Here is a 25,234-nt window from a genome sequence, read left to right on the forward strand (position 1 = left end):
GACCGGACGACCTCCTTTATTTACTTCTTTTACCGACCTTTTATCTATTTGCCGACGTTCGTGCTCAATGCCCCCAATTCGCCCACCTCTATGGAGGTATCAGGAACATCCAGTATGTAGGGAACCACCACGGTTACGACTTCCGATTCTTCGTCCCTCTTCGTGCGGGTCTTGAATATCTCCCCCAACAAAGGAATGTCGGCCAGTACCGGGATTTTGGAAACGGTATCGGTCTTTCTCCTGTCAAACAAGCCGCCTATGACGAAGGGCTCTCCGTTTCTTACCCTCACCATGGTGGTCACTTCACGGGAGCTGGTGACGGGGACTTCTTCCCCCATTCCTCCCGGCCGCCATTCCACGACTTCGCCCGTCGATATGGCCACGTTTATGGTTACCGTGTCGTCCCTGCCTACAATAGGAGTAAAATCGAGCTTAGGGCCGACTCGCTCCTCGCTATAAACGGGATTCCCGGCATCGTCGCGTTCGGAAATGTATTTGATGTTCGTGGTCAAGGCGATGGATGCCTTCTGCCCGTCGACGGTAACGACCGAAGGACTTGCAAGTATATCTGCCTTGTTGGATTCGACCAAGTTTCTTATGCCCACATCAAGAATTCGAAGTGTCCCCCTTGTTATATCGACGAGATCCACGCCTTGCGGCGAAGTAGGCCTGTCCTCATCAGGATCAAAATTCTCGGGTTCGCTGGAATCGACGTAACCAATAGAGCCACCGCCTGCTCCGTAGGAAAACCACCAGTGCTTGTAGACGGCATCCACGATGCTCTCCAGTTCCTTCCTGCCGGTATCCCTGACCTCTATGAGGCGCGCCTGAAGCATGACCTGACGTCCGGGATGGTCGATCCTTTGAAGCAGTTGTTCAACGTCCCTCAAATTGTCGGGCCTTCCCGTCACGTACACCGTCCGAAGCCTCTCGTCCACAGCTACGTTGGTTATCCCGATAAGGCTCTGGAGGATAGCGGGCACCTGCTTAGGATCGGCATAAGCTATCTTGAAGGACTTCGTCTGCTCCATCCCAAGCGATTTGCCCAGGTTTTCTGGGGTCCCAAACAAAATAGTATTTCCCATCATGGCGTATTTCAAGTTGTTCATACGCATTACATAGGCCAAAACTTCTCTCAAGGGCGCATCCTTCACGCTTAAAGTCATCGTAGTAGGCGGCACTGAAGGATCTATTATGATATTTATGCCCATGAACTTGGCGAGCATCCTCAAGACGTCTTTGAGCTCGGTGTCCCTAAGTTCGAGGGTCACAGGGGTGGAGAGGGACATGGGATCCTTGGGCCCCGTTTTAAGCGAGAGAGGGGGTGTTTCATCGACTTTCTTCGGCAGATCCTCAGGGGCTTTGATGCCTTGCTTTACAATATGTATCTTGTAAAGGGGAGCAGGCTCAGTTCCCTTTATCTCTTTTATTTCAAGAAGCTCTGTGGTAAAAAGACGCATTTCGAGGCCGCCTTCGACGTTTTGTACTTCTATGCCGCTCAAAAGGGGGAAGCTGTAGCTTCTGGACCACTTCTGTGCAGGGATATAGGCATCCTCGAAAAGGAAGACCATTTCCCCTGGATTGTTGAACAAAAGCTGAGGGAGCGGCAATTTCGTCCCCTTCACCTCCACTAGCAAGAGATTTGAACCCACCTGATGTATCATGACCCCACCGAATAAAGGAGCATCCGCCGGTTTTTGAACCGGCGTCGTACTGCCCGTTTGCGCCAGCGCCTTGCCGCCCGTAAAAGAGCAGAGGGCGAAACATAAAAACACCACGACGAGCATAAAGCCGACCTCTTTAGTCTTTCTCATAGTGCATCCATCCCCAATTCCATTTTCGTTCCTGCCCATAATACCACCACCTTCGTCGGGGTAATGCTCACTACCCTGCCCCGTCCGTCTCCGAACCTGTAACCAGGCGAGACTATAAGGCCGTCACCTTCGCCCTCGATGTACATTAGCGCCATGGGCTTCCCATCCAATATCATGATGGCACGGACCTCCATGTAGGGAGGCAGATATACTTCCTCATATGACGGCAAAACTTCCCCTTCTTTTACCGCAACCTTGGCCAGTTCAGTCAACTCCACAGGCATTGGAGGTTCGTTAAAGGGGTACCTGTCCAATGTAGAGGCGATGTAGAGAAACTCCCCGCTGGTTGACCTTGTCTGAACGATGTCCTCAAACCCCTTGATCATCTCAGCAAATTTTTTCCCCTCTTCCACACCTCGCTTTATCGGAGGAGTTTCCAACGGAGTTATTTGCGATAAGGCTATCATCTGTCTGTAAAGATATATCGACCATCCAATGCTCAAGACGAGCAACAGGGCTAGCAGTATACGCAAAAACCGCAGGGAACCCCTTCCGTAAAGAAGGCCATTCCACAGCGAGGTAAAAGCATCTTTCCATGTTTCACCCACGCCCAAATCACTCCCCTTTCATGATGGTCTCTAGCGACATATCAGCACTCACCGGCCCTTTTTTTTGTCCTTTAATCGACAAAGAAAATAAACGCACGACTGGCTTATTGCCCCGCATATCGGAGATGGCCGAAAGCAAATTGAGGTAATCGCCTTCACAAGACACCAATACGGCGGTCCTCTCCGGGTCAGTTGATTTGACAGGATTAACCTTGTTTATCTTAAGTTTATTTCCTGCTATGACCTTTTCTATGGCCGCGAAAAACGCCACATTATCCGCCGGAAATTCAACGCGAGATTCCTCCATTTTGCTCAAGGCATCGCGGTAAACCTCGAGCAGCGCGTATTTCTGCGCAATGGCGCCCTTCAAGCTCACCTCCTGTTTGGTAAGGCCCTCTATGACATCCCTTTCCCGCAAGATGCTTGCGCTCAAAGTGTGCTGAAACCATAAAAATCCTCCTATTATAAGGCAAAAACAAAAAATTATGAGTGCTTTCTTAACGTTCAACTTCATCCTTTTTAGCTCCTTTGGCCAACTCCTGCATTCCCACAAGATCTTTCACGGTGCAGGAAAAGCTGAACTTGACAAGGGTTCTTTCGTATTCATCTTTGCCCTTTTTGGTTTCTTTAGACGTCACCAAAGGGCTAACGGAGCTGGTAACACTGGCGTTAAGCAGTTTTAAAGCAAAGGCGGCGACATCGTTTTCCGCAAAGGCGTAACCTTCAACGTCAGCTCTGCCCGGGAGCAGCCGAACTTGGGAAAGCCAGACTTCGTTGGGCAGGGATGCCATAACGGCAGAACAAAATTCGACAGAAGGTATGTCTTCCCGCATCAAAGACAGAGCTTTTTCGTACAAGTCAAGTTTCTCCTTGTTTTGCACAATGTAACCATCGAGCCTTTTGCCCTCAAGCGTCAATTTTTCCACACTCGCCTCTAAAGCCTGTCTTTTAGCCACAAGTTCCCTTAAAACAAAGATGCCGTAAACAGAAGTAAAACATGACGTAACAATAAAGACAAGGATGAGCACCATGGCGATCACTCTCGGAAGATCTATCTTTTTCTTCTCGGCTATCTTTACACCCAGTGGCCTTAAATCCACCTTTACAGTCATGATCTATCCCTCACAGCCAGCCCGATTGCGGCTTCCCACCCGTATTCTCCGACAGGTTCGCCCTCTATCGACCATTTGCCCCACGAGTCTGCCACGCTGCAGGCATATTCGTCGGAAAGGCTCTGTAATTCATCCTGAAGCTCCTGGTTATCGGCATGTTCGCCGCAAAGCAGGATCTCCTTTACGCTCAAACCCCTGTACTGAGAAGCCCCGAACGTAATGGAGTTTCTCACCTCCTGAATAAGCATCTCAAAATGAGACACCCCACCCTGAAACTCGCTGCGCGCTCCCACGAAGACCGTCCTGTACACCAGCCCGTTGCCCCTGTAGGTCACAATTATCTGAGAGCTTCTGTCGCCGACGGACAATATCAGGCTTCCCAATTCGTCGCCGCTGTTTGGCCCCATGACCCCACGTACAAGCGCAATGCCAAAGGGTTCAATGGCTGAGACCCTGGCATTCTCCTTTGAACCGATGTCTAATATTGCGTTTACCATCGTGAGGCGCGAAGCTACGACCATCATGCTCATGTTGACCTCCGAAATGGGAGAAGGCGTCTCCACGGGCACGATGTCAAAAGTAGCATCTTTAAGCGGAAAGGGAAAGTAGTTTTCAAAGTCCCACCCGAAGGCGCTCCTGGCGTCCTCAACGCTCATCTTCGGCATCTCGACAATGCGTATGATCGCATCCTGAGACGGCAAACATATCGTAATTGCGGGAGCTAATTTGCCGCCCAGCTTGGTCCGCAAACTCCCTATGGCCGACGAAAGGCGCTCCATGTTGGCTATTCTGTCCTGTACGACGACTCCCTCCTCGAGAGTTACTCTGGCGCTTCGCGAGACCCTAAAGCCACGAGACGCAGGGACAAGCTCCAGATACCTGATCGTCCCTCCCTCTATGGAAAGGCCCGCATAACTCTTTCTTCTACCAAACATCGCATCACCTTCTTATTTAAAAAAATACCCGTTTTACGACCTTGGCCTTGAAGCCCTCTGCCGTAACTTCCACGCTTTTTTCCTGATAAGCCTGTGCAAACTGCCTTGGCGTCATTTCCTGGCCGTCGGCTCCGATGAAAAGCGTCTCGTCGGCAACCCATGTGAACTTCTTCAACCCCTGCGCCTCAGAAGTCGATAGAAAAACGTATGGTGGGTCTAATTGAAGCTTTGACAGCATGCCGTAGTAAATGTTTGTTTCGCAAAAACCCTGCTTTGCCAGGGGCACGACGACAAAAAGAAAGGCTGCGAAGAAAAGCAGGAAAAATTTTGACATCCTCACGGTATCCACCTCCTCCAGTAAGAGGGCACCATGACGCCGCTCGGGTAGGCAGAATCCCAATTTGCCACCTCGGGCGGGACGTCGAAGGCAAGCAAGCCGTTTTGGATGACGGCAGCTGCTTCTCCGAGCTTCAGGTCATCAGGGATGGTGGTCTGTGCCTGCGGGTATTTTGTGACGCCGGCATAAACCCTCCCCTCGGAAATCACTATGCCTGAGACCTTGACTCCCTCCATCTCCACGTATTTGGCCCCGCCGGTCCAGGCGCCTTTGCCGGTCGTGGCGTTTAAGACGTAAATACGGCTCTTTCCCACGCTGCATGGGTCTTCTGACTTTATGTAAGTCGAAAAGAAGATGTGGCCGTTATAGTAAACTGGAGGTGTTGTGGCATATTCGTCTTTGGGTATCTCCATGTACCACCCCTTTACGTTCGTGCTGACGCTTCCTGCAGCAGAGGTCAATTGCGCAAGGTCGTTCATACTATTTACGCCCGAGGAGATGTTGACAGCTATCATGTAGTCCGTTTTGTTTTTGTCCTTCATCAGGGTTTCGTAATCCCCGGTGTTGATGAAAAGCCATTTGTTGCGATCGATGTATGCGCAATCCAATATGTAAGAAGGCCCGACGGAGCTCTTTATACTGAAGACGTCCCTCATCTTCCATTCGCTGGGTTGTGAATTAGTTAAATCTCCCTCGTATATTTTGCCGTTATCGTCTCCGACGTAGAAATATTTGACCAGGCGGGTAGAGCCGGTACAGAGTATGGCTGCTGGCGTGACAATCTGCTTCATGGAAGAACCCCCTAACACCTTTAGCAATTTCCCGTTTTCTATGTTTATGACGTAGACGCTCGCCACGGAAGAGGCATCGTTGATTCCCATCTGAGAGCCGTTTCCCATGATTGCTACCCACTGAGTCTTCAAAGGCTGGTTTTGTCCTTGATATAGCGACACATAGCCAATGCCCGGCGTGCTCTGGGTAAGGCGCAGTTCTTTGTAGTTCAGGTCGCTGTCACGCGGTATCTCTTTCTTATCATGGGACTTATCCGTGCGTGTAACGGTATCCCCGCTTCTCGCCCAATAGGATACGTACATTTCCTTATTCTTGTTCGAGAGCAGTTCGTCTCCAGTGCGATTGTATATTACGTTTTCCACGGCCCACATAAATTGCGGCTCGTCGGGGTTGGTGACGTCTAAGGCATAAAATCCAGGCCCAGCGTAACCTAAAAGCCCGAGCAAAACAGTGTGATATTTACCGTCACTCAGCAGGACATCTTCTGCCGTCATCGTGCCGTCGAGCAGATACCGCGGGTTTGATTTCGCCTTATCAAGCCACGTCACCGTGATCGTATTGCCGCTTTTTGCTAAATCCTGCTTCATCCCCGTCATTCGCCCCTCGGCCAGGACATTTGGAGGGATGAAGGCCCATTTTTCCTCTCCCGTTTCGGCTTCAAAGGCATGAAGCATGCCGTCGTTAGCCTGGACGTAGACCAGCTTTTCCCTATTGGCATTGTTTTCCTTAAATGTCCGGTAATCCTTGTGAGGGTTACTTCCCCTCGGGGGTCCTATCTCCACCAGGCCGCTGTGATATATGTCTCCGAGCTTGTATCTCTCTGGTTCTGCGGCTTCGTCCCATTCGTCGCTGCCCAGGGCCCATCTTATGAACTTGGAGGCCTGATCTTCGGTAAGCCCAAGCATCGGAGCCAAAGTCGAAGCATTGTCTTCTTTGAAGTCCATCTTCCAGCTTCCGCCCTTCCAGTTCACAGTAAACACATTTCGAGCGCTGTAGGATATGTCTTCAAGCTTTGAAGCGGCATCCCATTCGGGAGATTCGGACATGACTCCATTCGCATCAAGCGTATATTTATATAAATGGCCGTACCACTGCCTTTCTATGCGGGGCACGAAGTTAGGCACGTAAACCCCGCCTTCCTGTCCCCCAATAGGGGGGCTCACTAGAGGAGCATTCCCGGTCGAATTGAAGCTCTGTATTTGTTTGAATATGTCCTTGAAGGCCTGCATAAGTTCGTCCACATCGGTGGCAAAGTAGGCATGGCTTGAGCCGTTTTCCTGACCGTCGTCTCCCATGTCTGCCATGCGGTTCAAGGTATTTTTCAATGTTGAAACCCCCGATGCATTTGGGTTTATGAGGCCGATGACCATAGTCCTTACGGGCTGGGCTTTTTTGCCGTAAAAAGAGGGCCAACTGGTTTTTGCATGTTCATCGTAGAGATTTTTTACCGCAGTTACCGGAGAGGTGTTATAAGGCCACGTTTGAGTATCGGCACCGTCGGTCAGTACGATCAGCCAGTTCTGCTGACACCAGGCGTTTATCGCCTCATCCATGAGAAAGAAATCTCTTACATCGCCCCTGTATGGATTTTTCTTGTCAGGATGGGCATCCGCGCCATAAATGGATGCAGCGAGCGGCGTGGCTCCATGGGCGCGAAGCTCGGGGTTGTCGGAAGCCTCTATGCCGTCAACCCACTTTGTTATCTCCTCAATGCTTCCCGGCTCGTCGGTGGACTTGAAAAACCTCCTGAGCAACGCCCTGTTCCAACTGCTGCTGCCCTCCCATGAAAGGGCCTGTGCTGACCCGTAAGTTTCAGGCGGCCATTGATAATACACGCCAATGCTTGGAACCTCAGGCGGATCGTTTTCTTGCTGATAATATGTGGCCAGCCCCATTCGCAGTCCCGAAACCAGGCCGGGGTCGTTTAAAATCTCCCACAGAACCAGTTTTAACTTGTACATGCGGCTGTCGTTGGGATATAGGTACCGACTGCCGGATTTGGCAAAGTATCTATCGCGGTATCTTTGGCTTATGCCCGTTAAATCCGCGTCATCTATGTATACGAGATTTGGGTGGTAGTTATAGGGACCGTCAGGGTTATTGTTCGAGCTTTCCCAATCTCGCCCAAAATATCTGTATATTTTATTACCGTACTTATAAGGCTTGCTGCCGTCCCCGTATGTGGACGTCTCACTGCCGCTCAGGTACATCATCGACCCGCTGGTGTCCAAAAGAAGCAGTACGTTTGGCTGCACGGATTGGGCGTAGCCTTCGGGCAAGGGTTTATTGCAGCTTGGCAGGACAGGCGCTTCGCCGGCCGCCTGAGGCAAAACCTCGAGGGGGACAAAGGCAATGAAGGCCAAAACCACCGCCGCCACAAAGACACGTTTGATGACATTAATATTTGATAAAAACTTTTTCATTCGTTACGCCCCCTTTGCGGCCTTTAAAGCCGCATGGAGACCGCCTGCTCGGCAGTGCTCGTCCTGTCTTTGTAGGTAGCGGTACATCGAATTAGGTAAACGCCTATGTCCGTGCCCGGCGCGCCTTCTCCCGTAGAACCTCCACCCCTTCCGGCCACGGCGTAGCTTGGCCTCACAACAGAGCTTCCCTCTTCAAGCTGAGGACGAATGCGGGGAGGAAAGCCCTTCTCGTAGTTGTCCGTCAAATCTGGGTGAGGTTCGTAGGCCAGGTCGTAAACGACCACGTGTAAGCTTATCCCGTCTTCCGTCGTAATGTCGAAAACCCCTTCATCGGTGGAGCTGACCTTTGCAATGAGTGCCTCGTAGATATATTTGGCGCCAGTAGGCTTGTCTGACTCAGAAAGCATGCCGTCGCCGTCTTTGTCCGTCCAGCGAGGGACCTTTCCCGATTTTATGTTTTTATAAATCCACCCCTTGCCTTCCTCGATGCCGCTTACGGCGGCGTTGTAGAGGCGGGCGCTGGTAACGGTCTGTTTGGCGCTGGAATAGTAATTTTCAGTTATGTAAAAGGCCGCCGCCACTAAAGCGCCTCCAACGAGCACTATCACCAGCACCAGAGGCAGTGCTATGGCACGTCTTTTTTTTCTCATCAGTTCCTCACCCTCCAGGAGGCCGACATGGCGACAAGCCTGTAATGCTTGTCCTCATCGGTAATAGTGCTTGAAATTGGCCAACTGGGCACACTAGAAGTTACCTGCCCCGGAAACCTGCGGTTTCCCCGAAGGAGCAGATGGACCGTCAGCACATTGGTGGCGTCGGCGCCAGAATCGTCGAAGGAAAAAAGCACCTGAGACACGCCCTCGACGACGGGCTGGGCGGGGCCTCGCGTGACGTCTTGAATGTAAAATTGCGGTGACGTACCGCCAGGGGAGCTGACGTAGGCATACAAAGCCCTGACGTACTGAAGCTCGGCGAAAAAGGGGATCAGGTCACTGCGTGACGACTTGACCGTCAACACTGGCGGGTTTGTCGTATTATCGATCTTCGTAACAACAAAAGGCGTCTGACAGCCCGAAAAGGTAACCCATCCGTCGGTCGTGTTGCCGGTCGAAGTTTGCTTTATCCTGTCAAGCGGACAAGCTTCCGACAATTCCAATTTTTGTTCAGTATTTTCGTTCACATCGTATTCTTCCAATACACCAATACCCGAGCTCAGACTGTAAACGATACCGATCTTTTTGTAGTAATCTTTCCCTTCGAAATCAACCTTATTATTTCTATCGTTGGGCAAATATATAGGTTTGTCCCACCCGTTGATAGCGTTGCTTAAAGCTTGGATAAGACCTGTTGCCCCACCGCTGTACACTTTCTTAAACTTGGTTGAATCGTTTGGCATGGAAAGCCCCGCATGGAGGACGGCCGTCTCCAGGCGGGATAATACCATCTCGCCCCGCTGGCGGGCCGCAGTGAGGTCGGCAGATTGCTCGAAGTGCTTGGCGAAGGCGAAAAAGAGCCCCACGGCCGCGATGCTCACTACAGACAAGATGACCACGGCGATTAGAATTTCAACGAGCGAAAAGCCCCTGCGGGACTTAAGTTGACGTCCTGTGCGCACCAGCGCTCACCTGCCTGGTAATTTCGAACTTGCTTTTTCCTTCGTTCCAGGCGACGCTCACTCTTACTTTCCTTTGCTGGTCCACCGCTTCCCCGATGGTCCAAGTCATTTTATAACCGCCGATCGTTTGAGACCCCTCGCCCGACAGGTCATTGAACTTTTTTGACTCGAGCTCGTCGAGCTTTTGCACGGCAAGCAGCGCGGCCTGCTCCCTGGCAGCCGAAGCCATGTAAAGCCTGCTTGTGGCCGCAGGAAGGGCCGCCATGGGTATGAGCGCCACTAAAAGTAGCATCAGCGCCACCAAAGCTTCTATCAGGGAGAAACCGCGCCGCTTCACGTCAAGACACCTGCGTTATTGGACGATTACGTAGACTGTTTTTTTATCCTTTGTGTAAAACCCGACGGCATCAGGATTTACCCCTGACAAATCAATTTCTTTGCCCCCATACAAACCTGCTGATTTGGCCTGTTTTTCCAAATTTATTTTCACGCCATCTCTGACATCTTTCAAATCATATCCTAAAAGCAAGGCATCATCAATTTCTACAGTATTATATACTGGTACTTCTACATCCTGGCCATTAACAACTTCTGTTTCGTAGCCTGTTATTTCCGATTTTGTTAATTTGCCATCACTTACGAATTCAAAATTATGTAGATCTTTCAGGATCGGTCTATCAAGATACGCATTAAGTGGAGTTGGGTCCTCCTCAAGGCCAGCCCACATTGTCTTAACATCTCCCGCGGGATTTTCGGTCATCCACATCAAAGCTGCTGATTTCATAGTCCTAAGGTCGCTTATTATCTTCGACGCTTCGGCCGCGTCCCTTCCACCTCCCGCCACGAGCATCATCGCTCCCGCCAGTATACCGATGATTATGATGACGATCAATAACTCAACCAGCGTGAACCCCTTTCTTGCGCCCCTTCTTTGAAGCCTTTTTTTCATTTCACTCATCACTTAAACCATCCTCCTTTAGATGCTGCCTGCACTTTAAAGCTTTTGCCTTTCTCCTTCTACGAACGATAAATCCCCTTTTGCTGACCTTTGACCCACCTCCTTTTAATATTCGCCGCCCTCTCTGCCTCACGCTCCGGCAAGCAGGCCCTGGATCGAGCCGATTATGGGCATGAAGACGGCAAAGACGACGAGCGCCACCACCCCGCCCACGAAGACTATGAGCACGGGCTCGATTATGGAGGTGAGACGCTTTATCTTTTCGTCGAGCTCGAACTCAAACCAATCCGCAACCTTGTCCACCATATCTTCTAGCCTTCCCGTCTGCTCCCCTACGGTTATCATGTGGGCCGCCAGGGGAGGTATGACCTTTATCTTTTTTGCCGTCTCGCCCATGGACATGCCCCTTTTGGCCTGGTCGGACATCTGGGCGAAGGCGTCTTCCACGACGGCGTTGCCCGACACGTCTGCTGTCATCTCAAGGGCAGAAAGTATGGGAACGCCCGCCTGGACAAGTGCGGCAAAGGTGCGAAAGGTCCTTGCAAGCACGGACTTTTTCCATATATCCCCGAAGAGGGGAAGCTTTAGCCTGAAGGCATCTAACTTTGCCTTCGTGTTTTTGTTCTTCGCCATGGTGTAAATGACCAAAATAAGCAATAAGACCAGCCCCACTGGCAAATACCAAAAATGGCTCATCCACATGGAAAAACCCAAGATAATCCTCGTGGGCAGGGGAAGGCGTATGTCCAAATCCATGAAGATGGAGGTAAACCTGGGCATTATCACCGTCACCAGAATAAAGACGACCATTAAAGCAAAGCCCATGACCACTGCCGGGTAGGTCGAGGCCGAAATGATCTTTTTCCGGAGCTCGTCCTGGCGCTCCAGGAAGGTGGCAAGGCGGTCCAGGCTCGATTCCAATACTCCGCCTTCCTCTCCTGCCCTGGCGATGGCCACCATGAGCTTTGAAAACTCTCTTTTGGTCGCCATGGCGGCGCTCAAAGAGATGCCCCTGTCAACCATGGTCTTGACTTCCCTTATGGCCTCGGCGAAGCGCTTGTTTTCCGTCTGTTCGGCGAGCATGTCAAGGGCCATCCCCAAGGTTATGCCGGCATCGAGCATCGTGGCCAGCTGCCTGAAGAAAACGGCCTTGTCCTTGAGCCTGATCGTCGAGAAGGTCTGCAGCCTTTCCTTGAGCGTTTTGACCGCACCCTCCCTGACCTCCTCTATCTCTATGGGGTAGTATGCCCTCTCCCTGAGCCATTGAAGCACCTGCTCCTCCGAGTAGGCCTCAAGTGTACCTTGAACAATTTTGCCCTCTTTGCTTTTTGCTCTGTACCTGTAAGCCATTGTCACCCAACTCTTTTTTAGGTATGAAGAACCCTGTTAAAGTCCTTGAGATCGAAGGCGTAGGAAGCTGCCAGGTCGTAAGGCAATTTGCCTTCCTTCACTAGGCGGGCCAAGTCCTGGTCCATGGTGTGCATGCCCTGATCAAGCCCAGTCTGTATGATGCTCTTCAAGCCGTGGATTTTCCTTTCTCTGATGCAGTTTTGCACTGCAGGAACTGCCCACATGAGCTCCGTGGCAACTATCCTGCCGCCTCCCGGTAGAGGGACGAGCTGCTGGGAACAGACTCCTATCAATATGTTGGCGAGCTGTAGCTTCACCTGCTCCTGCTGATGGGGCGGAAAGATGTCCAAGATCCTGTCTATGCTCTGTGGGGCGTCGGGGGTATGAAGCGTCGTAAGGACGAGATGTCCCGTCTCCGCAGCCGTTATTGCAGCCCTTGTGGTTTCCAAATCCCTCATTTCGCCGATCATTATCACGTCGGGGTCCTGGCGCAACACCCTCCTCAAGGCCTCAGCGAAACTTGAGGTATCCACCTCGACTTCCCTCTGATGAATCAGTGACTTTGCCGAGGTGAATATATATTCTATTGGATCCTCAATGGTAACTATATGACAACTCCTGGTCAAGTTTATCTCCTGTATTATAGCTGCCAAAGTCGTGGATTTGCCATGCCCTGTGGGCCCTGTTACTAGAAAAAGACCGTGGCGTCTCTTTGTGACTTCCTGAATCTGAGGGGGAAGGAGAAGGTGCTTTATAAGGCGAATCCTCTGGGGTATCAACCTTAAGGCCAAAGCTAGGTTGCCACGCTCGAAAGAACAATTGCCCCTAAAGCGGACTATTTCCCCGTTGGCGAGGGTAAAGTTGAAGCTGAAATCCAGCTCCCTTTCACTGTAGAAACGCTCAAGCTGGGTTTCCGATATGAGGCGAGACAATATACTCCTGACGTCAGTTGCCGTCAGAGGAGGATGGTCGATCGGGTACAACTGTTCGTCTATGCGAAAGGTTGGAGGAAAACCCACCGAAATATGAATGTCGCTGGCATTTTTCCTTGAAGCCTCAGTAAACAATTCCTGAATTTCGAAACGCAAGGACATGACAACACCTCGATCCTCACAGTGTCACCGAAAGCACTTCGTCGGCGCTCGTTATCCCGTCTTTCACCTTTTTGGCACCCGAGACTCGAAGGGTTCTCATGCCCTGACGAATGGCCATGGCCCGAAGGTCGTCGGAGGTGGCTCCCGTCATCACGGCCCTCCTTATCTCCTCGGTCACGGACATTATCTCGAAAATTGCCGTCCTGCCTTTGTATCCCGTGCCGCGGCATTCATCGCAGCCTCCAGGCTTGTAGACGGTCGTAAAGCCATCCAGGCCCAGGCTTTCAACCACGTCCTGCGGCAGCTCGTAAGGCATCTTGCAGCTGGGGCACAGCTTTCTGACCAACCTCTGCGCAATCACGGCGACCACGGAAGAGGACACCAAAAAGGGCGGAATTCCCATGTCTACCATCCTTATGATGGAGCTTGGAGCGTCGTTTGTATGAAGCGTCGACAGCACCAAGTGCCCCGTGAGGGCTGCCCTGACGGCTAGTTGGGCCGTCTCCGTGTCGCGCATCTCGCCGACCAGTATGATGTCGGGGTCCTGGCGCAGTATGGACCTCAAGACCGTGTCGAAGGTAAGGCCCGCCTTTTCGTTTATCTGCACCTGGTTAACCCCCGCAATGGTGTATTCGACGGGGTCTTCCACCGTCGTGATGTTCACGTCGTAGGAGTTAAGGGTCTGCAGTATCGAATAAAGGGTGGTCGATTTTCCGCTCCCCGTCGGCCCCGTGACCAATATGATGCCGTAAGGCACTTTTATTATCTTATCCAACGCCACTTTCTCCTCGGGATCAAGCCCGAGCTTTTCCAAGCCCACCATGGCCGTGGCCTGATCGAGCAAGCGCATGACCAGCTTTTCGCCGTAAATGGCGGGAAGGCTTGATACTCTTATATCGATGCGCCTACCCTCTGCGCGAAGGAGTATCCTGCCGTCCTGAGGGCGGCGCTTCTCTGCGATGTCCATGCCCGACATTATCTTTATTCGAGACGACACAGGGGGGTGAAGATGTTTCGGAAAGGTTAGCATATCAAATAAGACGCCGTCTATTCTGTACCTGACCCGCGTCTCATTCTCGAAGGGCTCCACGTGGACGTCGGAGGCGCCGCTTTCCACGGCCTGTCCCAATATGGTGTTAACGAGCTTGACGACGGGAGCGTCGTCGACGGAGATGGCCTCTTCCCTCGACAGGTCGAACTCGGTGCTTTCTTCCTCTACCACCTCGATTAAAGCCCTGTCGATGCTTGATTTTACGCTGTAAAAGGACTCTATGGCGCGCTTGATGTCGGAAAGGGTGGCTATCATGATCTCAAGGTCCATGCCCGTTATCATCCTGATCTCGTCGAGGGCCAGGATGTTGAAGGGATCGGAGATTGCTATGGTCAGCTTATTTGCGTTTGCATCAATCGAAAGGGGAACGACCTCAAGCCTCCTGGCCATGCTCTCGGGTATGGTGTCAATGGCCTCCTGCATAGGGCGAAACATGGAAAGGGAAACGAAGGGATACTTCGTCTGCTTTGAAATGGCCTGGGCCAGATCCTTTTCCGTGACCCAACCGTTTTTCACTAAGATCTCGCCGATGCGCAGGTTCGTGGCGGTCTGTTCCTTTAAGGCCATCTCCAACTGCTCGGGCAGAATGTAACCCTGCTCGACCAGTATCTGGCCCAAAAGAGGCTTCCTCTCGACTTGCTTGTCCCTGTTATTCATAGACCTGCCTCCAGACTATCATAATACTAAGCAGATTTCGTAATGCCGTTATAGCATAACATACAAAATTAGATCGAAAGTGAGCTGAAAAATTTCGGACAATGTTAAAATTTATTTTCTACGGCACTAACGCTATGTTTTATTACTTTTATGTAATTAGTTAACAAATTTAAACTATCCATTAAAAAAGCCCCTGAAGCCTGTAAATCGCACTGCTCTACGGGGCCGGTCGCGCTACTCACTCCCCCTTCGCTCTTGCGCCCGTCATCAGAGATGCAAAGGGATCATCGTTTCCCCTAAACCTATAGATATATTTTTATATCACGAACATCTTGTTTTGACAATAGGACTAATTTCAAAATAATAAAATTTTCTGCATTAAAATTCCGCGTGAACTCGCCGGAAATTCACAACCGGTACGCCTGACGTACGCCACCGGTACACGTGACGACCCCTAACTATATTTAATATAACTAGATCCAGGGGAACTATTTGTGTCCGCCACGCGTTCTTTCTTACTAAAACTTTTTATTTTAATAAAACATAAAAGAGCCTGTCCCTCGGCCCGTCGAATTCGCAGAAAAATACGCCCTGCCAGGTGCCGAGCATGAGGCAGCCTTCGTGAACAGGTATGGTTTGCGATGCTCCAAGCAGACTTGATTTTATGTGGGCGTCGGAGTTGCCCTCGAGGAATGTTTCATACCGTAGCCTATCCATCCAGGCCAAAGACGATCTTTAGGGCATCGTCGATCTTTGACATCACGTCTTCTTCAAGTTCGCCGCGCACCCTGACAAGGCGCTCGGCGTAATCGACGGGCCTGGTCTGCAGGCAGTCAGCGACGGATTTTTTGGTCAGTCCGTTTCGGGGGGTCGGATCTATTTCCACGTTTGTGATAATCCTGGCCTTCTTTTCGCTCCAGGCCGTTACGGGCACCACCTGAACGACGGGAACGCGCTCGTTGTAAACGTCGTTGGTAACGACCACGCAGGGGCGAACTTTTCCCGTCTCGGAGCCCTTCGTGGGATCAAGGTCGATGTCTATTACCATCCCCCGTTTTAACACGCTCATGACGGCCACTCCGCGGTGTTTGCCTTCGTCCATTCTCGGGACTCGGCGTCCTCCTCGTAAACTTGGGCGTAAAGGGCCGCCGATTCGCGCAAACGTCGATTGGCCATATCCTTCACATATAGATCCAGGGCAAAACGAACCATTTCGCTTTTATCCTTGAATCCGAAGCGCTTGAACTGTTCAAGCAATTTGACGTGCGATTCATCGAGTCCGACCTTGACCTGTTTCATGTGAACCCTCCTTTAGGCCCTACATCTGGGTCCAATAAATAGTGCCATTGGTAACTGCTATTATAGGGTCTAGAAAATGGAGGGTCAAGCCGGCGAGTTGCCTCACCTAAAACCTAAACGAAAACGATTCGTTGCCTCACGAAAAAACCTGGACGAAAGGTTTACGATTTCTCCGGGGTCATTGACCTAGGAGGGAGGAAGGCACGGTTAGGCTGACGATAGACCGACTTTCCGAAGAGGTCAAGAAGCTTGCTCGGGTTATCGCGGATATGACGGAGGACGACGAAGTAATACAGCTGATCAAGACAATACCGGGAGCGGAGTTGATCACGGCAGCGACGATCCGGGCATTTACCGACGATATCCGACGGCAGCGAAGTACGCGGCATATGCCGGGCTGGTCCCATGTGTGCCGCCCCGTAACCCTCCGCCGGGAAGATTATCCCTTGATGACTCGAAGCAGGAACATGATAATGGCTATGACCAGGAGAATATGGATCATGCCCCCTATGGTGTTCGATGTCACAAGTCCTAAAAGCCATAGAACGACCAAAACAACAGCAATTGTTGTCAACATTCCGTTCACCTCACTATTTTCGATCCTCCCTTGCGGAAGGAACAGGATCCCCCCAAACCTATTGCGCCCTTGTAGAAATTAGGATGATCACAATTCCATGGGATCCTTTCACCATGTCAGCCATGGTACCGACATCTTCCTGGCCGGACATTCCCTGAACAACTTAACGAAAAAAGGATCATCGTTTCCCCGAAACCATATATATCTTTTATATCACGAACATATTATTTTGACAATAGGGCAAACTTTCAAAATAATAAAATTTTCTGCATGAAAATTCCACGTGAACTCGCTGGGAATTCACAACCGGTACACGTGACGACCCCACCCGGTACGCCTGGAGACCCCCTCCAGTACACGTAGCGACCCCCTCCGGTTCGCCTGGCGACCCCTAACTATATTTAATATAACTAGATTTATATAACTAGATCCAGGGGAACTATTTGTGTCCGCCACGCGTTCTTTCTTACTAAAACTTTTTATTTTAATAAAACATAAAAGCACCTGTCCCTCGGCCCGTCGAACTCGCAGAAAAATACGCCCTGCCAGGTACCGAGCACGAGGCGGCCTTCGTGAACGGGTATGGTTTGCGATGCTCCAAGCAGACTTGATTTTATGTGGGCGTCGGAGTTGTCCTCGAGGTGCGAATACTCTCCCTTACGCGGAGCCAAGTTCTTAAGCTGTCTCAAGATGTCCTCCCTGACGCTCGGATCGGCGTCTTCGTTTATCGTAACGGCCGCAGTGGTGTGGGGACATAAACCACACATAAGCCCTCCTTTATACCTGAAGACCTCACGTCCTCTTCCACCGTACGCGTAATGTCTATAAGCTCCTCACGAGCCTTAGTGCGCAACGTATGAGCCATAAACACCTAAAACACCTCCCATTGCTCATTCGTACCGAAGTGCATCTATGGGGTTTAAAAGGGAAGCCTTGTAGGCGGGGTACAAGCCGAAGACGATGCCAACCAATGCGGAAAAGCCAAAGGACAAGGCAACGGAGCCCGGAAGCACCACGGTCTGCCAGCTGAAGGCTTGCGACAGCACGTAAGACAGCAGCGCCCCAAGGAAGACCCCCACCGCTCCGCCGGTCATGGAAAGCATCCCCGACTCCACCAGAAACTGAAGCATTATGTCCTTTGAAGTCGCGCCGACGGCCATGCGAATACCTATCTCCCTGGTGCGCTCGGTGACGGAAACGAGCATTACGTTCATTATGCCGATACCGCCCACCAGCAGCGATACCGATGCTATAGAGCCCAAAAGAAGGGACATCACCTTCATGGATTCTTGGGCTGCTTCCATGGCCTGCTGCATATTTCTCACGGTGAAGTCGTCGTCCTGTGGATTTGATATCTTGTGGCGCTGTCTCAACAGCAGGGTCACCTCTTCCTGGGCTCTGTCCATTAGGTCTTCTGACTTGACCTTTACCGTTATGGAAGAAACCATGTCTGGTCTTGGCATGCCAAAAAGCCTCTTTTGCGCCGTCGTTACGGGCACCATGACTACGTCGTCCTGATCCCTGCCCCAGCTCGACTCGCCCTTGGGCTCAAGTACGCCTATCACCTGAAAGGGTATGTTTTTTATCCTAATCGTCTCCCCTACGGGGTCGGAATAGCCAAAAAGCTCTTGCGCCACGGTCGTCCCAAGTATGGCCACCTTGGCGGCACTTCTTATGTCCTGCTCCGTGAAGGGACGCCCCAACATCAGCTGCCAGTCGTTGACCACGAATACTCCTTCAGTAACGCCTGAAATTTGGGTTGACCAGTTTTGGTTTCCGTAGACCACCTGAGCCACCCCTGAGTATTGGGCCAGCACTTCTTCGATGGACGGACATTCCTCTTTTATGGCCGTGGCGTCGCTTAAAGTCAGCGAGGGGATGCTGCCGGCGCCCATGCGGATGCCTCCCGAGGTTACCGTCCCGGGCCGTATCGTGAGCAGATTGCTTCCCATGCTGGACATGACGCTTTTTATCTGAAAAGTAGCGCCCGCACCCAGCGCAAGCATAGCTATGACCGCCCCAACGCCTATGACTATGCCTAACATGGCAAGGCCCGATCGCATCTTGTTTGAAACTATGGCCCTGAAGGAAACGCGGCAGGTCTCGACAAAGGATATCATTCGACATCCACCCGACTTTCGACTGTTTCCTTCGACCCGTCGCTCGATATCAAGCCGTCTAAAACACCTATGACCCTCTTTCCATAGCTTGCGATGTTGCTGTCGTGAGTCACGAGCACCACCGTTATGCCCCGTTTTTCGTTCAAACTCACCAACATTTCCATTACCTGAGCACCGGCCTTGGAATCCAGGCTTCCCGTCGGCTCGTCGGCCAAAAGAAGGGGGGCATCGTTCACCAGCGCCCTAGCTATGGCCACTCTCTGCTGCTGGCCTCCCGAGAGCTGGTTCGGCCTGTGATCGGCCCAATCAAGCAAACCCACCAGCTCCAGCGCCTCCTCGGCCTTCCGCTTTCGCTCTGCCGTTGGAAATCCCGCGTAGAGCATGGGAAGTTCCACGTTTTCCATGGCATTCATCCTGGGAAGGAGGTTAAACCCCTGAAATACGAAGCCGATCTTTGCGTTTCTGACGCGGGCCAGCTCATCTCTCGTCATGTCGGTGATCTCCCTGCCGTCCAGCAGATAGGAGCCGGACGTGGGCACATCCAGGGCTCCCAATATGTGCATGAGGGTTGATTTGCCCGACCCCGAAGGACCCATTATTATCACGAATTCTCCCTTTTCGACAGAAAAGGAAACCCCCTTCAGGGCCTCGAACTCCACGCCGTCCATCCTGTAAACCTTTCGTACGTCTTTCACCTCTATTAACGCCATTTCCAACCCCTCTCCCTAGAAGGGAAATCTCCTTGCGCTTGCCCTTCCCTTTGTGGAGCCTGCTTCCTCGCCGATTATGACGCGATCGCCCTCTTTAAGATCGTCGCTTTTTATCTCCACGTAAGCTCCGTCGGTTATTCCCGTCTCTACCTGTACGGGAAGGGGGCGTCCCTCCTCCAGTACCCAAAGGACCCGGCCTCGCAGGAGTTCTCCTTCGTAAGCGGAAGGCCTGTACCTGAAGGCAGCGCTCGGCACAGCTAGGACGTTCTCCTTTTTATCGGTAATTATGGTCACGTTTGCCGTCATGCCGGGTTTTAACATCAAATCGGGATTGGACACGTCGATAATCACAGGATAGGTCACGACGTTTTCAACCACGCTTGAAGCTATCCTCACCTGCTTTATCCTGCCCGAAAAGATGGCGTTGGGGTAGGCATCGACTGTGAAGGTCACGCTAAGGCCTTCTTTGACTTCCCCTATGTCTGCCTCATCGACGTTCGTTTCGATCTGCATTTTGGTGAGGTCTTGGGCTATCGTAAAAAGCGTAGGCGTTTGAAAGCTTGCAGCCACCGTCTGTCCTACGTCCACGTCGCGGGAGACCACTATGCCATCTACGGGAGAGTAGATCCTGGTGTAGCCGAGGTCGGTCTCGACCTTCTTTAATGAAGCCTGAGCCTGAAGGACGTTCGCATCGGCCTCGCTTACGCCTGCCACTGCAAGGTCGTAGTTGGTCTGGGCAGAATCTAGGTCGCTCCTTGCGATTAAATCCCTCTCCCAGAGCATCTTCTGGCGGTCGAGGTTTCTTTTCGCATCGGCAAGGGTGGCCTGTGCCCTCTGCAGCCCGGCCTTTGCCTGCATGAGGTTGGCCTTTGCCTGCTCCACCTGAGCTTCAAAGGTGGTGGGATCTATGAGGGCTATTATCTGCCCCTTATTCACGATGGAGTTGTAATCTACGTAGATTTCCCTTATAGTCCCTGAGACCTGAGTTCCCACTTCTACGGTCGTCACCGCCGAAACGTTTCCTATGGCAGTCACGAAAGAAGAGATATCGCACCTTTCGACGGGCGCCATATCGTAGTATACGCCCTCCTTCCTGCTAAAAAACCCCCTGCCAAAGGCCGCGAAAAGCACCGCTCCTATGACGAGGACAAATAACATCTTCTTTTTCACGGTAAATTCTCTCCCATCGCGCTTTTAAGCGTAATTTCGGCCATCCTGTAATCGTAAAGTGCCTGAACGTAATTTTTCCTGGCGTCGTTTAAAGCCACCGTGGCATCCGTAACCTCTATGGGGCTTCCAACTCCCGCCTGATATCTTCCAAGGGCCAGCTCCAGGTTTTCCTCCGCCTGCCTTACCATAAGCCTGGACACTTCCACGCTTTCGCCGTATTCGATCAAGGAAAGATAACCCTCTTCGATTTCGAGGGAGATGTTGTTTCTCAAGGATGAAGTGGCCAACTTAACTTCCTCCAGGTTGGCGGCTGCTTCCTTCGTCTGATATTCCACGAGATGTCCGTCAAAAAGGGGAATGCTCATGGTCATGCCGAAGTTCCATCCCTCATCCAGGGGGAAATCCCTGCCCTCAAAATTATAGGCTGCGTAGGCCGAAAGAGTCGGAGAATCGCCTCTGGCAGCAAGCTCCAGCGATTTTTGTGCCGTGACCTCGCTGGTTTCCTGAGCCTTGAGGTCCGGCCTGTTGTCAAAAGCCCTCGCCAGCGCCTCCTGTTTCGTTATATCGTAGACCTTGAAGTCCATGTCATCGGCTATGTCATAGGAGGGCGTGTCGGCAAAGCCCATGGCGTTGCTCAAGGTCTTCCAGGCTATCTCAAGCGAGGATCTGGCCTTTATTAGCTCGAGGCGGGCGTTGCTCAAATCCACCTGCGCCTTCGTTACATCGAAGCGGGGCGCCGTACCTGCTTCGTAAAAGCCCTGAGCCTGCCTTAAGTGTTCCTCAAACTGTCTCACCGTATCCTCGGCCACGGAGACGTTTCTCTTAGCAGCCAGCACCCCGTAGTAGGCCTCCGAGACGCCGTAGGCAATATTTCTTTTCCTGTTGTCCGCCTCAAATCCTGTCGCTGTGACGTTTTCTCTCTCAATGCCTATCTTCCTTTCCCGCTGACCGAAGTCGGTTATAACTTGAGATAGGGAGATGTTGCTGGAGTAATTTGAGTGGGTGCTTCCGCCTGCTGGAGAGCTTCTCGAGTAGTTGGTGGATGCGGACAGCTCGGGGTAATTTTGCGACATTGCCTGGCCAACCCTGCTTTCCTGGGCTTCAACCTTCTTTTGAGCGCCCATGACGTCGGGATGGGCCTGAAGGGCTATCTCTATACATTGCTCCAAGGTTAAAAGATCGCCCTCTTGTAGCATTAAGGTCTCGGCCTGAGAAGGCGAAGGTCCGAATAAAGCTGCCGAATAAATAAAAATTGACGCCAAGATTAATTTAGTCCGAGCCTTCAAATGCATTTTGCTCCTTTCTATCTTTTTCTGTAATTTTATTATAATATTTATGCAATGCAATCCGTACTTACACCTACACCTGTTTTAACATTAAAGTCCTGTTAAGGCCACTGAATTCGAAAAAAGGAGTGATGTAGGGTTGGACATAATGTCATTGCTGGGTAAAAGGGTCACCGAGAGGATCAAACCTTCCGCCATCACGGAGATGATGATACTCGTAAAGAAACACAAGGCAATTTCGCTGACGGCGGGCGAGCCCTCGAGCGAGATGTATCCCGTAGATCTGCTGCGGGAGACCATCGAGAGGGCTTTGAGGGATCCCGGAATCCTCAGCTACTACCCCCTTTCCACGGGGATAACGGAGCTTAGGGAATGGATAGCCGAATGGATGAAGGAAGACGGACTTTTGCCGCAAAGCTACGGCGGGGAAAACGTGATAATGACTAACGGGTCGCAGGACGGGCTTAACCTCGTTTCCGAGGCCTTTGTAGAGGCGGGCGACACGGTGCTTACGGAAAGCCCAACTTATCCGGAGGCCCTTCTTGCCTTCGGCAAGGAAGGGGCAAGGTTCGTAAGCGTCCCCGTCGACAAGGACGGCCCTATAATCGAGGAAATGGAAAGGGTTTTATCTCAAAACAAGGTTAAACTCTTTTACACGATAGTGAACTTCCAAAATCCCTCGGGCTGTGTGACGACGGAGGAGCGGAAGAAAAGGATATTGGAGCTGGCCTCGCGGTACGGCTTTTTGATCATAGAAGACGATCCCTACAGATACCTCAGGTACGAGGGAAAACACGCAGGGTCTTATATCGGCTTAGCCCAAGATGAGGACAGGGTCATATATCTTGGAAGTTTCTCGAAGATCATAGCGCCGGGCATAAGGTGCGGATATATGGTCGTGCCCTCAAAGATCACATCTCAAATGGGAGAACTTGTGCTTGCGACGAAGCTGTCCCTTCCGGCATTTCTGCAGAGGGCGACCTGGGAACTGTTGCGAAATATCGACATGAAAGCCCACCTTGCCAAGCTGGCCGATACCTACAGGACAAGAAGGGACGCTCTGCATCGCTTTTTGCAGGAAAAGGCGGTGCCTCAGGGCATGACCTACGACCTGCCCAAGGGAGGGTTTTTCATCTGGGCCCGCGTGCCGTGGCTGAAGGACTGCTTCGACTTTGCCAAATTTGCGGTGCTTGAAGAAAAGGTAGGCGTCGTTCCTGGGGCTGCCTTTTATCCCGACGTCTTGACTGCCGACAGATCCACCTTGAGGCTTTCCTTCGCGAAGGTCCCGCCGGAAACTGCCGAAGAGGCGGGCGAAAGGCTTGGAAGGGCTTTGTCCAGATATAAGGAAACCGGATAAAAAGACAAGGATACGAAGTTGGCCCCAAAGCATATGCTCGGCTTTGGGGCCAACTTTTTCAGTTTAAGAAACAGGATGCCATACCTATATTTCAACTACCTGAGATGCCTGTAAGCCTGCCCACGCGGTCGTACGGCTAATACAATTACCGCATTAGCGGAGTTATCTATTGTATAAAGTATCCGCCACCCGCCGACGCGGGACGAGCGCAGCCCTTCCATATCCGTCAACGGCTTGCTCAACCGTGGATCGAGCGGATCATCGGACAGTTCGTGCAGCCGACTGCGGATACGTTTTTCAAGTTTGGAGTCCATGCGGTCTAAAGTTTTTACGGCTTCACGGGAGAGTCTTACTTCATAATTCACAGTCTTTTATCTTGCTCGTACTCTTTCAGCGTCACATATCTGCCGGCTTTGATGTCTTCCAGGCCGCGCTTTACAGCTTCCAGGTCATCCCTGCTCAACTTCTCTTCATCGTCATTGCTTGTCTTTAAAAATGCCTTTAGGTCGCTTTCTCTGATCCGCCACACGCTGCCCACTTTGATTCCTTTTAATTTTCCCTGCCAAAGCCATTTTTTTATCGTCACAGGCGAAAGCGAAAGGATTTCGGCCGCATCCTTTGGCGTAAGTAGCTTTTCCATTTCTATCACTTCCTAACGGTTCCTATTTGTTGTTAATAATTGCTATTCCTGTCTACGGCAATATGATACCACATATTAAATTCTATATCATCTTTTTTCATATCAATACGAACAATCAAACTGGACCGACCTCGGACGTCTAATTTAACATTTGTGCATTTTAGTGTAAAATTATATGCGTAACTCTGTCTTGATCACAAAAATGAAAAGGGGGAGAGCACATTGAGAGTAACCCTAACAGCGATCAAGGCCGACATAGGAAGCATTGGAGGGCACATTCGCCCCAGTGTTTCGCTGCTCAAGGAGGTGGAAAGGTCGCTTCAGCCTCATCTGGGCAGTGATTTCATCGATTTCCGCCTTTCCTACACGGGAGACGACATCGCCATATTGATGACCCACACTCACGGCACGGACAACCCACTCATCCACCAGATAGCCTGGGACGCCTTCAAGGCTGCCGCCGACGTGGCAAAGAAAGAGGGCCTCTATGGTGCGGGGCAGGACCTGCTTAAGGACGCCTTCTCCGGCAATATAAGGGGGCTTGGCCCCGGCATCGCCGAGATGGAGTTCGAGGAAAGAAAAAGCGAGCCTTTCCTGCTTTTTGCCGCCGACAAGACCGACCCTGGAGCCTACAACCTCCCTTTGTATCTGGCCTTTTGCGATCCCATGTACTGCAGCGGGCTGCTTCTTTCGCCGAACATGTTCAAGGGGTTCAAGTTTGAGATCATGGACGTCTCATACACCGAGGGCGACAAAGTAATAGCTCTCGTTGCCCCCGAGGAGCTCTACGACATCGCGGCGCTGCTTCGGGATCCGGAGCGTTACGTTGTAAAAGCTGTTTATTCAAGGACAACAGGGGAGATAGCGGCCGTCGCCAGCACAACAAGGCTTCACAACATAGCCGGCAAATACGTGGGGAAAGACGATCCCATCCTTTTAGTCAGGGTCCAGGGCAGTTTTCCTGCCACGGGAGAGATTCTTGAGCCTTACGCGCTGGTACCTTACGTAGGCGGCTTCATGAGGGGCAGTCACCAGGGGCCTCTCATGTCCGTCAAGCGAAACAGCTCCGTGTCCTTCTTCGACGGCCCGCCAATCGTAAGCTGCACCGCCTACTGCGTCAAGGAGGGCAAGCTGTCCGAGGAAGCCGACGCCTTTGACCATCCCTTCTGGGATTACGTGAGGGAGATAGCCTCGAAAAAGGCAATAGAGCTGCGCAGGCAAGGATTCTACGGAAATGCCATGCTGCCCTACGGGGAACTCGAGTACGGCGGCATAGTCGAAAGGCTCCAGGCCTTGGAAGGCAAGTTCGAGATCAGGCATTAACTGCAA

The 25,234-nt window shown here is 51.6% G+C and carries 27 protein-coding genes; 2 read left to right on the plus strand and 25 right to left on the minus strand.

The features are described from left to right. Nucleotides 1–44 precede the first annotated feature (44 nt). The 23 genes from HMPREF1705_RS04085 to HMPREF1705_RS04185 all read right to left on the minus strand — a co-directional run bounded on the left by HMPREF1705_RS04085 (nt 45) and on the right by HMPREF1705_RS04185 (nt 21,914). Nucleotides 45–1,853: a secretin N-terminal domain-containing protein gene (locus HMPREF1705_RS04085; RefSeq protein ID WP_040348789.1), complete on the minus strand. Its 1,809-nt coding sequence runs from the start codon at nt 1,851–1,853 to the stop codon at nt 45–47. After that, nucleotides 1,811–2,422 (minus strand): hypothetical protein, encoded by a 612-nt coding sequence (locus HMPREF1705_RS04090; RefSeq protein ID WP_009202162.1) that lies wholly within the window; start codon nt 2,420–2,422, stop codon nt 1,811–1,813. The genes HMPREF1705_RS04085 and HMPREF1705_RS04090 overlap by 43 nt, the downstream gene beginning before the upstream one ends. Before the next feature lie 7 nt (nt 2,423–2,429). Beyond that, complete coding sequence (locus HMPREF1705_RS04095; RefSeq protein WP_009202161.1) at nt 2,430–2,936, minus strand: hypothetical protein; 507 nt, start codon at nt 2,934–2,936, stop codon at nt 2,430–2,432. Beyond that, the gene (locus tag HMPREF1705_RS04100) at nt 2,920–3,534 is read right to left on the minus strand and encodes a PilN domain-containing protein (RefSeq protein ID WP_009202160.1); all 615 of its coding nucleotides are present in this window, start codon (nt 3,532–3,534) and stop codon (nt 2,920–2,922) included. Before HMPREF1705_RS04100 ends, HMPREF1705_RS04095 begins: the two co-directional genes overlap by 17 nt. Continuing rightward, nucleotides 3,531–4,469, minus strand: a complete 939-nt coding sequence (pilM, locus tag HMPREF1705_RS04105) for a type IV pilus biogenesis protein PilM (protein WP_009202159.1) — start codon at nt 4,467–4,469, stop codon at nt 3,531–3,533. The genes HMPREF1705_RS04100 and pilM overlap by 4 nt, the downstream gene beginning before the upstream one ends. Nucleotides 4,470–4,485: 16 nt before the next feature. Next, on the minus strand, nt 4,486–4,803 hold the full coding sequence (locus HMPREF1705_RS04110; protein ID WP_009202158.1) for a hypothetical protein: 318 nt from the start codon (nt 4,801–4,803) through the stop codon (nt 4,486–4,488). Between the two features lie 2 nt (nt 4,804–4,805). Further along, nucleotides 4,806–8,021, minus strand: a complete 3,216-nt coding sequence (locus HMPREF1705_RS04115) for a pilus assembly protein (RefSeq protein ID WP_009202157.1) — start codon at nt 8,019–8,021, stop codon at nt 4,806–4,808. 23 nt (nt 8,022–8,044) lie between these two features. Then, nucleotides 8,045–8,671 carry a hypothetical protein gene (locus tag HMPREF1705_RS04120; protein ID WP_009202156.1) on the minus strand — a complete coding sequence of 209 codons (627 nt, stop codon included), beginning with the start codon at nt 8,669–8,671 and terminating at the stop codon, nt 8,045–8,047. After that, nucleotides 8,671–9,636 (minus strand): PilW family protein, encoded by a 966-nt coding sequence (locus HMPREF1705_RS04125; RefSeq protein WP_009202155.1) that lies wholly within the window; start codon nt 9,634–9,636, stop codon nt 8,671–8,673. The genes HMPREF1705_RS04120 and HMPREF1705_RS04125 overlap by 1 nt, the downstream gene beginning before the upstream one ends. Continuing rightward, nucleotides 9,614–9,973, minus strand: coding sequence for a prepilin-type N-terminal cleavage/methylation domain-containing protein (locus HMPREF1705_RS04130; RefSeq protein WP_009202154.1), 360 nt, complete (start codon nt 9,971–9,973; stop codon nt 9,614–9,616). The genes HMPREF1705_RS04125 and HMPREF1705_RS04130 overlap by 23 nt, the downstream gene beginning before the upstream one ends. 15 nt (nt 9,974–9,988) lie before the next feature. After that, nucleotides 9,989–10,594 (minus strand): prepilin-type N-terminal cleavage/methylation domain-containing protein, encoded by a 606-nt coding sequence (locus HMPREF1705_RS11055; RefSeq protein ID WP_009202153.1) that lies wholly within the window; start codon nt 10,592–10,594, stop codon nt 9,989–9,991. A 129-nt stretch (nt 10,595–10,723) separates the two neighbouring features. After that, nucleotides 10,724–11,944 carry a type II secretion system F family protein gene (locus HMPREF1705_RS04140; RefSeq protein ID WP_009202152.1) on the minus strand — a complete coding sequence of 407 codons (1,221 nt, stop codon included), beginning with the start codon at nt 11,942–11,944 and terminating at the stop codon, nt 10,724–10,726. 17 nt (nt 11,945–11,961) lie between these two features. Next, a complete protein-coding gene (locus HMPREF1705_RS04145) occupies nt 11,962–13,038 on the minus strand; it encodes a type IV pilus twitching motility protein PilT (protein WP_009202151.1) in 1,077 nt (358 codons plus the stop codon). Between the two features lie 16 nt (nt 13,039–13,054). Continuing rightward, nucleotides 13,055–14,746 carry a GspE/PulE family protein gene (locus HMPREF1705_RS04150; RefSeq protein ID WP_009202150.1) on the minus strand — a complete coding sequence of 564 codons (1,692 nt, stop codon included), beginning with the start codon at nt 14,744–14,746 and terminating at the stop codon, nt 13,055–13,057. A 528-nt stretch (nt 14,747–15,274) separates the two neighbouring features. Continuing rightward, complete coding sequence (locus HMPREF1705_RS10615; RefSeq protein WP_009202148.1) at nt 15,275–15,463, minus strand: secondary thiamine-phosphate synthase enzyme YjbQ; 189 nt, start codon at nt 15,461–15,463, stop codon at nt 15,275–15,277. After that, a complete protein-coding gene (locus tag HMPREF1705_RS04155) occupies nt 15,456–15,848 on the minus strand; it encodes a type II toxin-antitoxin system PemK/MazF family toxin (protein WP_207382501.1) in 393 nt (130 codons plus the stop codon). The genes HMPREF1705_RS10615 and HMPREF1705_RS04155 overlap by 8 nt, the downstream gene beginning before the upstream one ends. Further along, nucleotides 15,812–16,045, minus strand: a complete 234-nt coding sequence (locus tag HMPREF1705_RS04160) for a hypothetical protein (RefSeq protein ID WP_009202146.1) — start codon at nt 16,043–16,045, stop codon at nt 15,812–15,814. Before HMPREF1705_RS04160 ends, HMPREF1705_RS04155 begins: the two co-directional genes overlap by 37 nt. A gap of 439 nt (nt 16,046–16,484) precedes the next feature. Beyond that, a complete protein-coding gene (locus tag HMPREF1705_RS10795) occupies nt 16,485–16,622 on the minus strand; it encodes a lmo0937 family membrane protein (protein WP_009202145.1) in 138 nt (45 codons plus the stop codon). A gap of 479 nt (nt 16,623–17,101) precedes the next feature. Further along, nucleotides 17,102–17,389, minus strand: a complete 288-nt coding sequence (locus HMPREF1705_RS04165) for a secondary thiamine-phosphate synthase enzyme YjbQ (protein WP_009202143.1) — start codon at nt 17,387–17,389, stop codon at nt 17,102–17,104. Between the two features lie 123 nt (nt 17,390–17,512). Then, nucleotides 17,513–18,742: an ABC transporter permease gene (locus HMPREF1705_RS04170; protein ID WP_009202142.1), complete on the minus strand. Its 1,230-nt coding sequence runs from the start codon at nt 18,740–18,742 to the stop codon at nt 17,513–17,515. Next, nucleotides 18,739–19,452, minus strand: coding sequence for an ABC transporter ATP-binding protein (locus HMPREF1705_RS04175; protein ID WP_009202141.1), 714 nt, complete (start codon nt 19,450–19,452; stop codon nt 18,739–18,741). The genes HMPREF1705_RS04170 and HMPREF1705_RS04175 overlap by 4 nt, the downstream gene beginning before the upstream one ends. Nucleotides 19,453–19,467: 15 nt before the next feature. Then, nucleotides 19,468–20,622: an efflux RND transporter periplasmic adaptor subunit gene (locus HMPREF1705_RS04180; RefSeq protein ID WP_009202140.1), complete on the minus strand. Its 1,155-nt coding sequence runs from the start codon at nt 20,620–20,622 to the stop codon at nt 19,468–19,470. Next, the gene (locus tag HMPREF1705_RS04185; RefSeq protein ID WP_242603523.1) at nt 20,619–21,914 is read right to left on the minus strand and encodes a TolC family protein; all 1,296 of its coding nucleotides are present in this window, start codon (nt 21,912–21,914) and stop codon (nt 20,619–20,621) included. The genes HMPREF1705_RS04180 and HMPREF1705_RS04185 overlap by 4 nt, the downstream gene beginning before the upstream one ends. Before the next feature lie 142 nt (nt 21,915–22,056). On the opposite strand from HMPREF1705_RS04185, the gene HMPREF1705_RS04190 reads away from it, so the two are divergent. Further along, a complete protein-coding gene (locus HMPREF1705_RS04190; protein ID WP_057941006.1) occupies nt 22,057–23,265 on the plus strand; it encodes an aminotransferase-like domain-containing protein in 1,209 nt (402 codons plus the stop codon). 95 nt (nt 23,266–23,360) lie between these two features. On the opposite strand, the gene HMPREF1705_RS11255 is transcribed toward HMPREF1705_RS04190, so the two are convergent. Beyond that, a complete protein-coding gene (locus tag HMPREF1705_RS11255) occupies nt 23,361–23,630 on the minus strand; it encodes a type II toxin-antitoxin system RelE family toxin (RefSeq protein WP_083489944.1) in 270 nt (89 codons plus the stop codon). Continuing rightward, nucleotides 23,627–23,905: a helix-turn-helix domain-containing protein gene (locus tag HMPREF1705_RS04195; protein WP_057940705.1), complete on the minus strand. Its 279-nt coding sequence runs from the start codon at nt 23,903–23,905 to the stop codon at nt 23,627–23,629. The genes HMPREF1705_RS11255 and HMPREF1705_RS04195 overlap by 4 nt, the downstream gene beginning before the upstream one ends. A gap of 222 nt (nt 23,906–24,127) precedes the next feature. On the opposite strand from HMPREF1705_RS04195, the gene fbp reads away from it, so the two are divergent. After that, nucleotides 24,128–25,228: a fructose-1,6-bisphosphate aldolase/phosphatase gene (gene fbp, locus HMPREF1705_RS04200; RefSeq protein ID WP_057940706.1), complete on the plus strand. Its 1,101-nt coding sequence runs from the start codon at nt 24,128–24,130 to the stop codon at nt 25,226–25,228. The last annotated feature ends 6 nt before the right edge of the window (nt 25,229–25,234 follow it).

It is taken from the genome of Acetomicrobium hydrogeniformans ATCC BAA-1850, assembly GCF_000160455.2.
Lineage (GTDB): Bacteria > Synergistota > Synergistia > Synergistales > Acetomicrobiaceae > Acetomicrobium > Acetomicrobium thermoterrenum.

Bases quoted from the DNA above. Each gene is read 5' to 3' on its own strand.
- HMPREF1705_RS04085 (WP_040348789.1), bottom strand. From the start codon at position 1,853: ATGGGCAGGAACGAAAATGGAATTGGGGATGGATGCACTATGAGAAAG.
- HMPREF1705_RS04095 (WP_009202161.1), bottom strand. From the start codon at position 2,936: ATGAAGTTGAACGTTAAGAAAGCACTCATAATTTTTTGTTTTTGCCTT.
- HMPREF1705_RS04100 (WP_009202160.1), bottom strand. From the start codon at position 3,534: ATGACTGTAAAGGTGGATTTAAGGCCACTGGGTGTAAAGATAGCCGAG.
- pilM (WP_009202159.1), bottom strand. From the start codon at position 4,469: ATGTTTGGTAGAAGAAAGAGTTATGCGGGCCTTTCCATAGAGGGAGGG.
- HMPREF1705_RS04110 (WP_009202158.1), bottom strand. From the start codon at position 4,803: ATGTCAAAATTTTTCCTGCTTTTCTTCGCAGCCTTTCTTTTTGTCGTC.
- HMPREF1705_RS04115 (WP_009202157.1), bottom strand. From the start codon at position 8,021: ATGAAAAAGTTTTTATCAAATATTAATGTCATCAAACGTGTCTTTGTG.
- HMPREF1705_RS04120 (WP_009202156.1), bottom strand. From the start codon at position 8,671: ATGAGAAAAAAAAGACGTGCCATAGCACTGCCTCTGGTGCTGGTGATA.
- HMPREF1705_RS11055 (WP_009202153.1), bottom strand. From the start codon at position 10,594: ATGAGTGAAATGAAAAAAAGGCTTCAAAGAAGGGGCGCAAGAAAGGGG.
- HMPREF1705_RS04140 (WP_009202152.1), bottom strand. From the start codon at position 11,944: ATGGCTTACAGGTACAGAGCAAAAAGCAAAGAGGGCAAAATTGTTCAA.
- HMPREF1705_RS04145 (WP_009202151.1), bottom strand. From the start codon at position 13,038: ATGTCCTTGCGTTTCGAAATTCAGGAATTGTTTACTGAGGCTTCAAGG.
- HMPREF1705_RS04150 (WP_009202150.1), bottom strand. From the start codon at position 14,746: ATGAATAACAGGGACAAGCAAGTCGAGAGGAAGCCTCTTTTGGGCCAG.
- HMPREF1705_RS10615 (WP_009202148.1), bottom strand. From the start codon at position 15,463: ATGGATAGGCTACGGTATGAAACATTCCTCGAGGGCAACTCCGACGCC.
- HMPREF1705_RS04155 (WP_207382501.1), bottom strand. From the start codon at position 15,848: ATGGACGAAGGCAAACACCGCGGAGTGGCCGTCATGAGCGTGTTAAAA.
- HMPREF1705_RS04160 (WP_009202146.1), bottom strand. From the start codon at position 16,045: ATGAAACAGGTCAAGGTCGGACTCGATGAATCGCACGTCAAATTGCTT.
- HMPREF1705_RS10795 (WP_009202145.1), bottom strand. From the start codon at position 16,622: ATGTTGACAACAATTGCTGTTGTTTTGGTCGTTCTATGGCTTTTAGGA.
- HMPREF1705_RS04165 (WP_009202143.1), bottom strand. From the start codon at position 17,389: ATGTGTGGTTTATGTCCCCACACCACTGCGGCCGTTACGATAAACGAA.
- HMPREF1705_RS04170 (WP_009202142.1), bottom strand. From the start codon at position 18,742: ATGATATCCTTTGTCGAGACCTGCCGCGTTTCCTTCAGGGCCATAGTT.
- HMPREF1705_RS04175 (WP_009202141.1), bottom strand. From the start codon at position 19,452: ATGGCGTTAATAGAGGTGAAAGACGTACGAAAGGTTTACAGGATGGAC.
- HMPREF1705_RS04185 (WP_242603523.1), bottom strand. From the start codon at position 21,914: ATGCATTTGAAGGCTCGGACTAAATTAATCTTGGCGTCAATTTTTATT.
- HMPREF1705_RS04190 (WP_057941006.1), top strand. From the start codon at position 22,057: ATGTCATTGCTGGGTAAAAGGGTCACCGAGAGGATCAAACCTTCCGCC.
- HMPREF1705_RS04195 (WP_057940705.1), bottom strand. From the start codon at position 23,905: ATGGAAAAGCTACTTACGCCAAAGGATGCGGCCGAAATCCTTTCGCTT.